Here is a 12,411-nt window from a genome sequence, read left to right on the forward strand (position 1 = left end):
GAGTTGACTGGCGCCAAGATAAGAGCGAAGCAAATCGAGGTCCTACGCAGAAACGGCATACCCCATACGATCAAAGCAAATGGCTGGCCATGTGTGATTGCGGCCAATCTATTGCCAGTGTCGAAGGTTAGCGTTGAGCGAGAAGTGACCTGGAGGTCGAGGAAGGCAGGATAGATGGGACGAAGACCAACAAACCTAGGGGCAATTCCGCGCCTGCGTGAGCGAAAACGCGGGAGCACGACATACTACTTCTATGACACCGGAGGTCGACCAAGGAAGGAGATTCCCCTTGGTCGAGATTACGGTCTGGCAATAATGAAGTACGCTGAACTTGAGCGCGATAGAACAGCTACAGAGCTACAACAGAAAGTCATTACGTTCGGGTATGTGGCAGGGAAATACCAAGTAGAGATTATTCCTACCAAGGCCCCCGGTACCCAAACGAAAAATCGCCAAGAACTACGCAAGCTACTAGAGTTTTTCGACGACCCGCCAGCCCCACTTGAAGCGATCCAGCCTCAACACATTCGCCAGTATCTACGCTGGCGGCAAACCGCTCCGATTAGCGCGAACAGGGAGAAGGCTCTTCTCTCAGCAATCTGGAACTATGCACGAGAGATGGGTTACACCGCTCTTGCTAATCCGTGCGCGGGAGTGAAAGGCAACAAGGAAAAGGGACGCGACGTCTACATCGAAGACAGCCTCTTCCATGCCGTTTACTCAGAAGCGGATTCTGGCTTACGCGATGCGATGGACTTGGTTTATCTGACAGGACAACGTCCTGGAGATACCTTGCGTATGGACGAGCGAGACATCAGAGACGGACATCTGCATGTAAAGCAGTCAAAAACTGGCACCAAACGCCGCATTGAGGTTACAGGCGAACTTCGCCTGCTACTGGAAAGGATCAAAGCTCGAAAAGCAGGCCACAAAGTGCGCTCGACCAGACTGGTAGTGGCGGAGGATGGAACCTCTATGACTCCGGCAATGCTCCGCTCCCGGTTCGACAAGGCTAGAAAGGCGGCAGGTATCGAAAAAGCAGAGTTTCAGCTACGTGATCTACGGGCCAAAGCAGGCACCGACACGGCTGAATCAAGCGGAGACATCCTGAAAGCTAGAGACCAGCTTGGCCACACCACGGTAGTCATGACGGAGCATTACATCAGGGAGCGGCGAGGAAAAAAAGTGTCGCCAACAAGGTAATTGCGGAAAAAAACTGGAATTGCGGAAAAAGTGGGAAGAGAGCCGATATCTGTAAGTGCTTGATTTTAAATGGTGCCCGAAGCCGGACTCGAACCGGCACGCCCTTGCGAGCGAGAGATTTTAAGTCTCCTGCGTCTACCGATTTCGCCATTCGGGCGGTAGCGCTGTGCGAAGGACCGGACTATATACAGCCCTCCCTGCCCCCCGCAAGCCATGTAAAAGCACATCAGGGAGAATGAAAAAGGCCTCGTAAATCATGGATCTACGAGGCCTTTCAGATTGGAGGCTGAGGTCGGAATCGAACCGGCGTTCACGGATTTGCAATCCGGTGCATAACCACTCTGCAACTCAGCCATGAAGCAAACGAGCCGCCTTGGCGACTCGTGTAAAACTGGAGCGGGAAACGAGACTCGAACTCGCGACCCCGACCTTGGCAAGGTCGTGCTCTACCAACTGAGCTATTCCCGCTTGTCTTGTCGACGGGCGCCATTCTATAGAATCGAATCGTGCCGTCAACCCTTTGATTCAAAAATACTTATTTCTTTTCCGAGGTGGTGCTGAGGTGCGGCCAGGCGGCCAACAGGTACTGCAGCATCGACCACAATGTCAGCACGGCTGCGACCACCAGCAGGATGTATCCGAGCACGACCCAGAAGGTGAATACCGGTGGATTGCCCAGCAGGATGACCAGCGCCAGCATCTGCGCTGCGGTTTTCCACTTGCCAAGGTTGGACACCGCGACATGCGCACGAGCACCGAGTTCGGCCATCCATTCACGCAATGCAGACACGACGATCTCGCGCCCGATGATGGTCGCGGCAGCCAGGGTCAGCCAGAGATTGGCGTGTTCGGCGGCTAGCAGCACCAATGCCACCGCCACCATCAATTTGTCTGCGACCGGGTCGAGGAAGGCGCCGAAAGGCGTGCCCTGCTCCCAACGGCGGGCCAGGTAGCCATCGAGCCAGTCGGTCACGGCAGCAACGGCGAAGACGCCGCTGGCAGCCCAATAGCTCCAGGAGAACGGTAAATAGAACAGCAGGATGAAGACCGGGATCAGTGCGACCCGGAGCACGGTAAGCAAGTTGGGGATGTTCATCGGCACAACTGGGCTGCGAGGTGAGCGGGCATTCTACTCGCTGTGCAGAGTGTCATAAATCAACTCGGCGAGCTTTTTACTGATTCCGGGCGCTTTGGCGATTTCTTCGGCGCTGGCACGGGACAGCTCTTGCAGCCCGCCAAAGTGATTGAGTAGCTCGCGCCGCCGCTTCGGGCCGATGCCTGCCACTTCTTCCAGCGTCGAGGTGCGCCGCGTCTTGCCGCGGCGCGCACGATGCCCGGTAATCGCAAAACGGTGCGACTCATCACGGATCTGCTGGATCAGATGCAGCGCCGGCGAATTGCCGGGCAAGGTGAACTCATGCTCGGCGTCGTTCAGGTAAAGCACTTCGAGGCCAGGCTTGCGCGTCGTGCCCTTGGCCACGCCAAGCAGGATCAGATCCGGCACGGCCAATTCCTGCAGCACCTCACGCGCCATGGCCAACTGCCCCTTGCCACCATCCACCAGCAGCACATCGGGCAACTTGCCTTCGCCATCCTTGATCTTGCTGAAGCGCCGGGTCAGCGCCTGATGCATGGCGGCGTAGTCGTCGCCAGCGGTGACGCCTTCGATATTGAAGCGACGGTAATCGGATTTCAGCGGGCCTTCGGGACCGAATACCACGCAGGAGGCGACCGTCGCCTCACCGCTGGAGTGACTGATATCGAAGCACTCCATGCGCTGCGGCGGCTCGTCCATTTCCAGCACGGCGGCCAGCGCGTCGAAGCGCTCGGCCAGGTGCTGTCGATTGGCCAGGCGCGCGGCCAGCGCCTGCTCGGCATTGGTCACGGCGAGCTGCTGCCAGCGCGCGCGCGTACCGCGCACGCGCAAACTGATGCTGAGGCTACGGCCGCGTAGCGATTCGATGGCCTCGATCAGCGTGGCGAAGTCTTCATGCTGCACATTGACGATCAGCTCGCTGGGTAGATCGCGCTCGGCATTGCCCAGGTAGTACTGGGCGAGGAAGGCCATCAGCACCTCGCCGCCCTCCTCTTCGATCGCCACCTGCGGGAAGAAATTCTTGCTGCCCAGTACCCGTCCACCACGCACGCTGATCAGGTGCACGCAGGCACCGCCCGGGGTGAGCATCACCGCCACCACGTCGACGTCGCCGGTACCACCTTCCATGCTCTGCTGATCCTGCACGCGGCGCAGCAAGGCGATCTGATCGCGCAGCTCAGCGGCGCGCTCGAACTCCAGCGCCATGGAGGCCTTCTCCATGTTGGCGGAGAGCTCCTCACTCAGTGCATTGCTGCGACCATCGAGAAACATCACCGAGTGACGCACGTCCTCGGCGTACTCTTGTGGGCTGACCAGGCCGACGCAAGGGCCTTTGCAGCGTTTGATCTGATATTGCAGACAAGGGCGCGTGCGGTTCTTGTAGTAGCTGTCCTCGCACTGGCGAACCAGAAAAGTCTTCTGCAACAGGCTCAGACTCTCGCGAATCGCCAGGGCGCTGGGATAAGGGCCGAAATAGCGGCCCTTGGCCTTCTTCGCGCCACGGTGAATGCCGAGACGCGGAAATTCGCCGTCGGAGAGAAATACGTAGGGGTAGGACTTATCGTCGCGCAGCAGGATGTTGTACGGCGGCCGCCACTCCTTGATCAGCGTCTGCTCGAGCAGCAGCGCCTCGGTCTCGTTGGCGGTGATAGTGGTTTCGATCTGCGCGATGCGTGCCACCAGCGCTGCGGTCTTGGGCGCCTGGCCGGTCTTGCGAAAATAACTGGAGAGACGCTTCTTGAGGTTCTTCGCCTTGCCGACGTAGAGCAGGCGGGCCTCGTCATCGAACATGCGATAGACACCAGGGCGACCACTGCAGGTCGCCAGGAAGGCGCTCGAATCGAATGGGGCGGACATTATCAGTTGACGGCGTCGACCATGCCGTGGCGAACCGCGAGCAGAGCCAACTCGACGTCGCTGGTGATGGAAAGCTTCTCGAAAATGCGGTAGCGGTAGGTGTTGACCGTCTTCGGCGACAGGCACAGCTTGTCCGAGATGTTCTGCACCTTGTGGCAGTTGGCGATCATCAGAGCGATCTGGATTTCGCGCTCGGACAACAGATCGAATGGCGAGCTATTGGTCTGCGGCTGGAAAGATTTCAGCGCCAGTTGCTGGGCGATCTGCGGGTCGATGTAGCGCTGGCCGGCGAACACCAGGCGGATGGCTTGCACCATCTCATCCAGCGCCGCACCCTTGGTCAGATAACCGGCAGCGCCCGCCTGTAGCAGGCGCGTCGGGAAAGGATCTTCCTCGCACACGGTAACGGCGACGACCTTGATATCGGGATGGCTGCGCATCAGCTTACGGGTGGCTTCCAGGCCGCCAATGCCGGGCATTTTGACGTCCATCAGGACCACGTCGGGCTTGAGTTCGCGAACCTTGAGCAGGGCCTCTTCGCCGGTGCAGGCTTCGCCCACGACTTGCAGACCGTCGATATCGGACAGCATACGGGTGATGCCCGTGCGGACCAGATCGTGATCATCGACAACCAGGACCCTAATCAATCGCCACCTCGTTGCACCTTGTCAGCCACCGTGCAACGACGGTGAGATTGAACTTGCCGGTCACCTTAACAAAAAGCCAGGGCCTGACCTAGCTTGGCGCACGAGAGTCAAAAAGCAAGCGCCAGATTAAGATCAGCAATTGCGTCGTGGCAATTTAGAGAATTGGCGGAAGCGGTGAGATTCGAACTCACGGATAGTTGCCCATCGACGGTTTTCAAGACCGTTGCCTTAAACCACTCGGCCACGCTTCCAAATTCTGAGCGTGGAGGCCAAGACTGAAACCTCCACAGCAGTGCGGGCGGCAATCTTACCGGAACGCAACACACTGTCAAACTCTAAGTCTTGGCAGGCAATCCTGCTCTGTTATGATCCGATACATCTGGATTTAAAGCCTCGTAGCCACAGGAGCGTCGCCATGCAAGAGCGAGATTATGCACTCAACCATTCTCAGGTTGAGCAACAGGAAGTCAGCAGCGTTCTGCGCAATACCTACGGCCTACTGGCCATCACCCTGGCCTTCAGCGGCCTGGTTGCCTTCATCTCGCAGCGCGCCAACGTTCCTTATCCGAACATCTTCGTTGTGCTGATCGGCTTCTACGGTCTGTTCTTCCTCACCGCCAAGCTGCGCAACTCTTCGTGGGGCCTGCTTTCTACCCTCGCGCTGACCGGTTTCATGGGGTACACCCTGGGCCCGATCCTCAACCGCTACCTGGGCATGGCGAACGGCGCTGAAGTCATCAGCTCCGCCTTTGCCATGACCGCACTGGTGTTCTTCGGCCTGTCTGCCTACGTGCTGACCACCCGCAAGGACATGAGCTTCCTCAGCGGCTTCATCACTGCAGGCTTCTTCGTTCTGCTGGGCGCCGTGGTTGCCAGCTTCTTCTTCCAGATCAGCGGTCTGCAACTGGCGATCAGTGCTGGCTTCGTGCTGTTCTCCTCGGTCTGCATCCTGTTCCAGACCAGCGCCATCATCCATGGTGGTGAGCGCAACTACATCATGGCTACCATCAGCCTGTACGTATCGATCTACAACCTGTTCGTCAGCCTGCTGCAGATCTTCGGCATCATGGGTGGCGACGACTGATAGCTTTCGTCCCCCTTCAAGCCCGCTTCGGCGGGCTTTTTCTTGCGCGACTGCCTGCCTCCACTGCAGTGATTCTTTGTTTGCCAGCGGTCCTGGCCTTATCATTGGCCCAGTTTTACCTCGCCGGACGCCCCATGAAGTTTGCCATTGCCCTGTTCGCCGCACCTCATCAGCCAGCCTCCCGCCGCGCCCTGCGCTTTGCCCAGGCGACACTGGCCGGCGGCCACGAAATCGTTCGTCTGTTCTTCTACCAGGACGGCGTGCACAGCGCCGCCAGCAACGTGGTCAGCCCTCAGGACGAGCTGGATCTACCCAGTGAGTGGCGCGAGTTCGTCAGCGCCAACGGCCTGGACGCCGTGGTCTGTATCGCCGCCGCCCTGCGTCGCGGCGTGCTCAATGCCGAAGAAGCGCAGCGTTATGCCAGGCCGGCTGCCAACCTCGAAGCCCCCTGGGAGCTATCCGGGTTAGGCCAATTGCATGAAGCGGCGCAACAGGCCGACCGACTGATCTGCTTCGGAGGCCAATAGTGAGCAAGTCCCTGCTGATCATCAGCCGTCAGGCTCCATGGAGCGGCCCCGGCGCACGCGAGGCGCTGGATATTGCCCTGGCTGGCGGCGCCTTCGACCTGCCAATCGGCATGCTGTTTCTCGACGACGGCGTATTCCAGCTGAGCAAAACCCAGCAATCGGACGCACTACAGCAGAAAGACCTTGGCGCGAATCTCCAGGCCCTGCCGATGTTCGGCGTGGAAGACCTGTACGCCAGCCAGCGCAGCCTGGCCGAGCGCGGCCTGAGCGATGCCGAACTGAATCTGGCGGTACAGCGGCTGGACGACAGCGCGCTGACCACCCTCCTCGACCGCTATGACCAGGTGATCACCCTCTGATGGCCACCCTGCACATGCTTTCCCATTCGCCGTTCGCCGACAGCCGTCTGGCCAGCTGCCTGCGCCTGCTGGGCGCTGCTGACGCCCTGCTGCTCTGTGGCGATGCGGTCTACGCGCTGCAGCCCGGCACGGCCAACCTGCAGGCACTGCAATTGATGCCCGCCAGCGTTGCGCTCTACGTCATGGACGAAGACCTCGCTGCCCGCGCCCTGCAGGCGCCCGAGCGCGCGCAGGTCGTGGACTACCCGGGGTTCGTCGAGCTATGCACCCGCTACGCCAAGGTCAACAGCTGGCTATGAGCACGCTCAACGTCGCCGGACGCGAAATCGCTCTGGACAAGGACGGCTACCTGGTCGACCTGAAGGACTGGTCACGCCCCGTAGCCGAGGCGCTGGCCGCGGCGGAAGCGTTGCAGCTGAGTGACCAGCACTGGGAAATTCTCGAACTGCTGCGCGCCTTCTACGCCGAGTTTCAGCTGTCGCCGGCCAACCGTCCGCTGATCAAGTACGCCGCCCTGAAACTGGGCACGGACAAGGGTAACAGTCTGCACCTCAATCGCCTGTTCAAGGGTACGCCCGCCAAACTCGCCGCCAAGCTGGCCGGCCTGCCGAAACCGACCAATTGCCTATGAACCTGATCACCCCCGCCGAACACCCTTTCGCCCAGTTCGTGCGCATTCTCGGCAAGGGCAAGCGCGGTGCGCGCGGCCTGACTCGCGAGGAAGCCCGCGAAGCCATGGGCATGCTGCTCGACGGCAAGGTCGAGGACACCCAGCTAGGCGCCTTTCTGATGCTGCTGCGGCACAAGGAAGAAAGCGCCGAGGAACTTGCCGGTTTCACCGAAGCCATACGCCCAAGGCTCTCCGCACCCGCCATCCAGGTCGACCTGGACTGGCCCAGCTATGCCGGCAAGAAACGCCACCTGCCCTGGTATCTGCTGGCTGCCAAGGCGCTGGCCGCCAGCGGCGTGCGCATCTTCATGCACGGCGGCGGCGCCCATACCGCAGGCCGCGTGTATACCGAGCAATTGCTGGAGCAACTGGATATCCCCAGCTGCGACGACTGGCAGACAGTGGAAGCAGCACTCGCCAAGGACAATCTGGCCTACAGCTACCTGGGCAACTGGATGCCGGCGCTGCAACGCATGATCGACCTGCGCAACACCCTGGGCCTGCGCTCGCCCATTCATTCCCTGGCCCGCGTGATCAACCCGCTCGGCGCCCGCTGCGGGCTGCAGAGCATCTTCCATCCCGGTTATCAGGCCGTGCACCGCGAAGCCAGTCGCCTGCTGGGTGACCATGCCATCGTGATCAAGGGCGAGGGCGGCGAAGTCGAGGTCAATCCGGACGGTGCGTGCCATCTCCATGGCACCCTCGATGGCGAGGACTGGGACGAAGAATGGCCTGCGCTGTCGGCGCAGCGGCATGTCAAACCCGAACGACTCGACCCAGCCGTGTTGGGCGCGTTCTGGCGCGGCGAGCATGATGACGCGTACGGTCGCCTGGCAGTGATAGCCACCATGGCCGTCGCATTGCGCGGCCTGGGCCTGGGCCGCGAGGCGGCGTTCCAGCAGGCCCGGCAGTACTGGGATGCACGCCTTCAATCTAGCCAGCCGATCATTTAAGCCAGCTTTTTCCACCGTTCAATCGAGCTCATGACGCTAGACTCCGGATTCATTCAGAACGGAGGCACGCGTCATGGGCTTGTTGATCGATGGACGCTGGCACGACCAGTGGTACGACACCGGCGACAGCGGCCGCTTCCAGCGCGAAAGCGCACAACGCCGCAACTGGGTAACCGCCGACGGCAGCGCCGGGCCAAGTGGTGACGGCGGTTTCAATGCCGAGGCCGGGCGTTATCACCTGTACGTCTCGCTGGCCTGCCCCTGGGCCCACCGCACCTTGCTCCTGCGCAAGCTCAAAGGCCTCGAATCGCTGATCGATGTATCGGTGGTGAGCTGGCTGATGCGCGAACAGGGCTGGACCTTCGACCGCAGCTTCGGTTCCAGCAGTGACCACCTCGACAACCTCGGCTACATGCATCAACGCTACACGGCCGATGATCCTCATTACACCGGCCGCGTCACCGTGCCCGTGCTATGGGACAAGCAGACTGGCGGCATCGTCAGCAACGAGTCGGCGGAGATCATCCGCATGTTCAACAGCGCATTCGACGGCCTCACCGGCAACGGCCTGGACTTCTACCCCGAGCCGCTGCGCGAGCGCATCGACCAGCTCAACGAGCGCATCTACCCGGCGGTGAACAACGGCGTCTACCGCGCAGGCTTCGCCACCACCCAGGAGGCCTATGAAGAGGCCTTCGACGAGCTGTTCGCCATGCTCGATGAACTGGATGCGCTGCTGGGCGAGAATCGCTATCTGGCCGGCGAATACCTGACCGAAGCGGACATTCGCCTGTTCACCACGCTGATTCGCTTCGATGCCGTCTATCACGGCCACTTCAAGTGCAACCTGCGGCGCATCGAGGACTACCCGAACCTGTCCAACTGGCTGCGCGAGTTGTATCAGTGGCCGGGGATCGCCGAGACCGTGGATTTCACCCACATCAAATCGCACTACTACGCCAGCCACGCCACCATCAACCCGACCGGCGTGATTCCCAAAGGACCGCTACAGGACTTCACCAGCCCACATGATCGCCAGCGCCTGCCGGGCAAAGGCGTGTGGCAAAAGGCTCAGGGCTAAGACCGCAGGGTGGATGACACCTTTTTCATCCACCAATACCCGACGACGGTCGATCAATGAAGCGCGATCCACCCGACGTATCAGATGCTGCCCTGGGCGCCTTCGAACCAGGCAAGCTTGTCACGCAGGGTGACCACTTCCCCGACGATTACCAGCGTGGGTGCGTGCACATCGTGCTCGGCGACCAGCTCCGGCAGGGTTTCCAGCGTGCCGGTAAACACCCGCTGGTTCTGCGTAGTGCCCTGTTGCACCAGCGCCGCAGGCGTCGTGCCTGAACGGCCGTGAGCGATCAGCTGCTCGCAGATACCCGGCAGGCCGACCAGGCCCATGTAGAACACCAGGGTTTGCCCGGGCGCCACCAGATCTTGCCACGGCAGGTTGCTGCTGCCGTCCTTGAGGTGGCCGGTAACGAAACGCACGGACTGCGCATGATCGCGATGGGTCAGCGGGATGCCGGCATAGGCCGCGCAACCGGAGGCAGCGGTGATACCCGGCACGACCTGAAAGGGAATGTCTTCCGCCGCCAGTTGCTCGATCTCCTCACCACCCCGGCCGAAGATGAACGGATCGCCACCCTTCAGGCGCAGCACACGCTTGCCCTGACGGGCCAGATCGATCAGCAACTGGTTGATCTGCTCCTGCGGCACGGCGTGATCGGCGCGGCGCTTGCCGACATAGATGCGCTCGGCATCACGACGGCACAGCTCGATGATGGCGGGTGCTACCAGACGGTCGTACAGCACCACATCGGCTTGCTGCATCAGGCGCAGCGCGCGGAAGGTCAGCAGGTCGGGATCGCCCGGCCCGGCACCGACCAGATAGACCTCACCCAGCGCGCGCGGCGCCGCGCCGGCCAGGCGCTCCTCCAGCAGGCGCTCACCCTCCTGCGGCTTGCCGGCAAACACGCTCTCGGCGATCTGCCCCTGGAAGACATCTTCCCAGAACACGCGGCGCTGCTGCACATCGGGAAACAGCTGCTTGACCCGCTCACGGAAGCGCTTGCCCAGATTGGCCAACTGGCCGTAGGTAGCCGGAATCCAGGTTTCGATCTTGGCGCGGATCAGCCGTGCCAGCACCGGCGCATCGCCGCCACTGCTGACCGCGACGATCAAGGGCGAACGGTCGACGATGGCGGGAAAGATCACGCTGCACAGCGCCGGCGCATCCACCACGTTGACGGGGATGCCCAACGCCTGGGCCTCGGCAGAAATCTGCGCATTGAGCGGCACGTCATCGGTCGCGGCAATGACCAGGGCAACGCCCTGCAAGTCGCTGCTCGCGTAGCCACGCAGGAAGATGCCGCCAGGGCCGGCCAGCTCCTGCAGCTCGCCACGGATCTGCGGGGCGACCACGCGCAAAACAGCACCAGCGTCGCTTAGCAGGCGCGCCTTGCGCAGCGCGACCTCACCACCGCCGATCACCAGTACCAGGCGACCCTGCAGCTTGTGGAACAGCGGAAGGAATTGCATCAGATCAGCCTCATCAGAGGGCGGTCGTAGGGTGCGCCGCGCGCACCAAGCTACGGTGGAAAGCCTTGGTGCGCACAGCGCACCCTACGCGCGGTCATCATCGTCAGGCGTGCCGCCTGAAAACGGGGTGGCCCGCCACCCCGCTTTTAGCACCGGCTCAGCCGATCACTTCGATGCCGCCCATATAGGGCTTCAGAACCTCGGGCACACGGATGCTGCCGTCGGCCTGCTGGTAATTCTCCAGTACCGCTACCAAGGTACGGCCGACCGCCAGGCCGGAGCCGTTGAGCGTGTGCAGCAGCTCCGGCTTGCCGGTTTCCGGGTTGCGGTAACGTGCCTGCATGCGACGCGCCTGAAAGTCGCCGCAGTTGGAGCAGGAGGAAATCTCGCGATACTTGTCCTGGCTCGGCACCCAGACTTCCAGATCGTAGGTCTTCACTGCGGAGAAGCCCATGTCACCGGTGCACAGGGCCAGCTTGCGATACGGCAGCTCCAGCAATTGCAGCACACGCTCGGCGTTGGCGGTCATGCCTTCCAGGGCCTCGAAGGACTTGGACGGCTCGACGATCTGCACCATCTCGACCTTGTCGAACTGATGCTGACGGATCATGCCGCGCGTATCGCGACCGGATGCGCCCGCCTCGCTGCGGAAGCACGGCGTGTGGGCGACGAACTTCAGCGGCAGTTGTTTGGCATCGAGAATTTCACCCGCGACGATATTGGTCAGCGACACTTCGGCAGTCGGGATCAGGTACAGATCGGCCTGATCTTCTCGGCCGATCTTGAACAGGTCTTCCTCGAACTTCGGCAACTGACCGGTGCCCTGCAGGGCCGGAGCCTGTACCAGGTACGGCGTGTAGGCTTCCTCGTAACCGTGCTCGCCGGTGTGCAGGTTGATCATGAACTGCGCCAGGGCGCGATGCAGACGGGCGATGGGGCCGCGCAACAGGGCAAAGCGCGCGCCGGAGAGCTTGGCGGCGGTCTCGAAGTCCAGCCAGCCGTGCTGCTCGCCGAGGGCGACGTGGTCCTTGATCTCGAAATCGAAGCGGTGGGGGGTACCCCAGCGCGCCACCTCGACGTTGTCGTCTTCATCCGCGCCGACCGGCACGGACTCGTGCGGCAGGTTGGGGATGTTCAGCAGCAGGTTATCCAGCTCGTTCTGGATCGCGTCCAGCTCGCGCTTGCCGGCTTCCAGCTCGCTGCCCATCTGATCGACCTCTGCCAGCAGCGGAGCGATATCTTCGCCACGCGCCTTGGCCTGGCCGATGGACTTGGACCGGCTGTTGCGCTCGGCCTGCAGTTGCTCGGTGCGTACCTGCACCAACTTGCGCTGACTCTCCAGGGCCTCGAAGCGGGCGACGTCGAGGGCAAAGCCACGGGTGGCGAGGCGCTCGGCGATTTCGGTGAGTTGCGTGCGGACAAGTTTGGAATCGAGCATGTTCGGGTCTCAATACATCGACGAAAA

14 protein-coding genes and 4 tRNA genes are annotated in these 12,411 nt (G+C 61.4%); 9 read left to right on the top strand and 9 right to left on the bottom strand.

Going from position 1 to position 12,411, the window contains the following annotated elements; translation table 11 throughout:
• Positions 1-3 precede the first annotated feature (3 nt).
• Together ACN0X6_RS22240 and ACN0X6_RS22245 are read left to right on the top strand one after the other, a co-directional pair.
• On the top strand, positions 4-174 hold the full coding sequence (locus tag ACN0X6_RS22240; protein WP_417707407.1) for a DUF4224 domain-containing protein: 171 nt from the start codon (positions 4-6) through the stop codon (positions 172-174).
• Positions 175-1,203 carry a tyrosine-type recombinase/integrase gene (locus tag ACN0X6_RS22245; protein WP_090336330.1) on the top strand — a complete coding sequence of 343 codons (1,029 nt, stop codon included), beginning with the start codon at positions 175-177 and terminating at the stop codon, positions 1,201-1,203. It begins immediately after the preceding gene.
• A gap of 70 nt (positions 1,204-1,273) precedes the next feature.
• Here the strand turns inward: ACN0X6_RS22245 and ACN0X6_RS22250 are convergent.
• The 7 genes from ACN0X6_RS22250 to ACN0X6_RS22280 form a co-directional block, all read right to left on the bottom strand.
• Positions 1,274-1,360: transfer RNA gene (locus ACN0X6_RS22250), tRNA-Leu, on the bottom strand.
• A 123-nt stretch (positions 1,361-1,483) separates the two neighbouring features.
• Positions 1,484-1,557, bottom strand: a tRNA-Cys gene (locus tag ACN0X6_RS22255).
• Between the two features lie 38 nt (positions 1,558-1,595).
• A tRNA-Gly gene (locus ACN0X6_RS22260) sits at positions 1,596-1,671 on the bottom strand.
• 67 nt (positions 1,672-1,738) lie between these two features.
• Positions 1,739-2,299: a CDP-diacylglycerol--glycerol-3-phosphate 3-phosphatidyltransferase gene (gene pgsA, locus ACN0X6_RS22265; protein ID WP_417707324.1), complete on the bottom strand. Its 561-nt coding sequence runs from the start codon at positions 2,297-2,299 to the stop codon at positions 1,739-1,741.
• A 33-nt stretch (positions 2,300-2,332) separates the two neighbouring features.
• Positions 2,333-4,156 carry an excinuclease ABC subunit UvrC gene (gene uvrC, locus ACN0X6_RS22270; RefSeq protein WP_417707326.1) on the bottom strand — a complete coding sequence of 608 codons (1,824 nt, stop codon included), beginning with the start codon at positions 4,154-4,156 and terminating at the stop codon, positions 2,333-2,335.
• Between the two features lie 2 nt (positions 4,157-4,158).
• Positions 4,159-4,803: a UvrY/SirA/GacA family response regulator transcription factor gene (uvrY, locus tag ACN0X6_RS22275; RefSeq protein ID WP_417707328.1), complete on the bottom strand. Its 645-nt coding sequence runs from the start codon at positions 4,801-4,803 to the stop codon at positions 4,159-4,161.
• A gap of 163 nt (positions 4,804-4,966) precedes the next feature.
• Positions 4,967-5,054 (bottom strand) — tRNA-Ser (locus ACN0X6_RS22280).
• A gap of 164 nt (positions 5,055-5,218) precedes the next feature.
• Between ACN0X6_RS22280 and ACN0X6_RS22285 the strand changes: the two genes are divergently transcribed.
• From ACN0X6_RS22285 to ACN0X6_RS22315, 7 genes are all read left to right on the top strand, one after another.
• Positions 5,219-5,887, top strand: coding sequence for a Bax inhibitor-1/YccA family protein (locus ACN0X6_RS22285; RefSeq protein WP_417707330.1), 669 nt, complete (start codon positions 5,219-5,221; stop codon positions 5,885-5,887).
• Positions 5,888-6,021: 134 nt separating this feature from the next.
• Positions 6,022-6,414, top strand: a complete 393-nt coding sequence (gene tusD, locus ACN0X6_RS22290) for a sulfurtransferase complex subunit TusD (RefSeq protein WP_417707331.1) — start codon at positions 6,022-6,024, stop codon at positions 6,412-6,414.
• Positions 6,414-6,773 carry a sulfurtransferase complex subunit TusC gene (tusC, locus tag ACN0X6_RS22295; RefSeq protein ID WP_417707333.1) on the top strand — a complete coding sequence of 120 codons (360 nt, stop codon included), beginning with the start codon at positions 6,414-6,416 and terminating at the stop codon, positions 6,771-6,773. The genes tusD and tusC overlap by 1 nt, the downstream gene beginning before the upstream one ends.
• A complete protein-coding gene (tusB, locus tag ACN0X6_RS22300; RefSeq protein WP_417707335.1) occupies positions 6,773-7,072 on the top strand; it encodes a sulfurtransferase complex subunit TusB in 300 nt (99 codons plus the stop codon). Before tusC ends, tusB begins: the two co-directional genes overlap by 1 nt.
• The gene (locus ACN0X6_RS22305; RefSeq protein WP_417707337.1) at positions 7,069-7,404 is read left to right on the top strand and encodes a TusE/DsrC/DsvC family sulfur relay protein; all 336 of its coding nucleotides are present in this window, start codon (positions 7,069-7,071) and stop codon (positions 7,402-7,404) included. The genes tusB and ACN0X6_RS22305 overlap by 4 nt, the downstream gene beginning before the upstream one ends.
• Positions 7,401-8,396, top strand: coding sequence for a glycosyl transferase family protein (locus ACN0X6_RS22310; protein ID WP_417707339.1), 996 nt, complete (start codon positions 7,401-7,403; stop codon positions 8,394-8,396). The genes ACN0X6_RS22305 and ACN0X6_RS22310 overlap by 4 nt, the downstream gene beginning before the upstream one ends.
• Positions 8,397-8,469: 73 nt before the next feature.
• Entirely contained in the window at positions 8,470-9,477 is a 1,008-nt protein-coding gene (locus tag ACN0X6_RS22315; protein WP_417707341.1) for a glutathione S-transferase family protein, read from the top strand.
• A gap of 80 nt (positions 9,478-9,557) precedes the next feature.
• Here the strand turns inward: ACN0X6_RS22315 and cysG are convergent, their stop codons facing one another.
• Together cysG and serS are read right to left on the bottom strand one after the other, a co-directional pair.
• Entirely contained in the window at positions 9,558-10,946 is a 1,389-nt protein-coding gene (cysG, locus tag ACN0X6_RS22320; protein ID WP_417707343.1) for a siroheme synthase CysG, read from the bottom strand.
• Positions 10,947-11,103: 157 nt separating this feature from the next.
• Positions 11,104-12,384, bottom strand: coding sequence for a serine--tRNA ligase (gene serS, locus ACN0X6_RS22325; protein ID WP_417707344.1), 1,281 nt, complete (start codon positions 12,382-12,384; stop codon positions 11,104-11,106).
• Positions 12,385-12,411: the final 27 nt, after the last annotated feature.

Source organism: Pseudomonas sp., assembly GCF_048269965.1.
Taxonomy (GTDB): domain Bacteria; phylum Pseudomonadota; class Gammaproteobacteria; order Pseudomonadales; family Pseudomonadaceae; genus Aquipseudomonas.

Coding starts and splice junctions, on each gene's coding strand:
- ACN0X6_RS22245 (WP_090336330.1), top strand. CDS start 175: ATGGGACGAAGACCAACAAACCTAGGGGCAATTCCGCGCCTGCGTGAG.
- pgsA (WP_417707324.1), bottom strand. CDS start 2,299: ATGAACATCCCCAACTTGCTTACCGTGCTCCGGGTCGCACTGATCCCG.
- uvrC (WP_417707326.1), bottom strand. CDS start 4,156: ATGTCCGCCCCATTCGATTCGAGCGCCTTCCTGGCGACCTGCAGTGGT.
- ACN0X6_RS22285 (WP_417707330.1), top strand. CDS start 5,219: ATGCAAGAGCGAGATTATGCACTCAACCATTCTCAGGTTGAGCAACAG.
- tusD (WP_417707331.1), top strand. CDS start 6,022: ATGAAGTTTGCCATTGCCCTGTTCGCCGCACCTCATCAGCCAGCCTCC.
- tusB (WP_417707335.1), top strand. CDS start 6,773: ATGGCCACCCTGCACATGCTTTCCCATTCGCCGTTCGCCGACAGCCGT.
- ACN0X6_RS22305 (WP_417707337.1), top strand. CDS start 7,069: ATGAGCACGCTCAACGTCGCCGGACGCGAAATCGCTCTGGACAAGGAC.
- ACN0X6_RS22310 (WP_417707339.1), top strand. CDS start 7,401: ATGAACCTGATCACCCCCGCCGAACACCCTTTCGCCCAGTTCGTGCGC.
- ACN0X6_RS22315 (WP_417707341.1), top strand. CDS start 8,470: ATGGGCTTGTTGATCGATGGACGCTGGCACGACCAGTGGTACGACACC.
- cysG (WP_417707343.1), bottom strand. CDS start 10,946: ATGCAATTCCTTCCGCTGTTCCACAAGCTGCAGGGTCGCCTGGTACTG.
- serS (WP_417707344.1), bottom strand. CDS start 12,384: ATGCTCGATTCCAAACTTGTCCGCACGCAACTCACCGAAATCGCCGAG.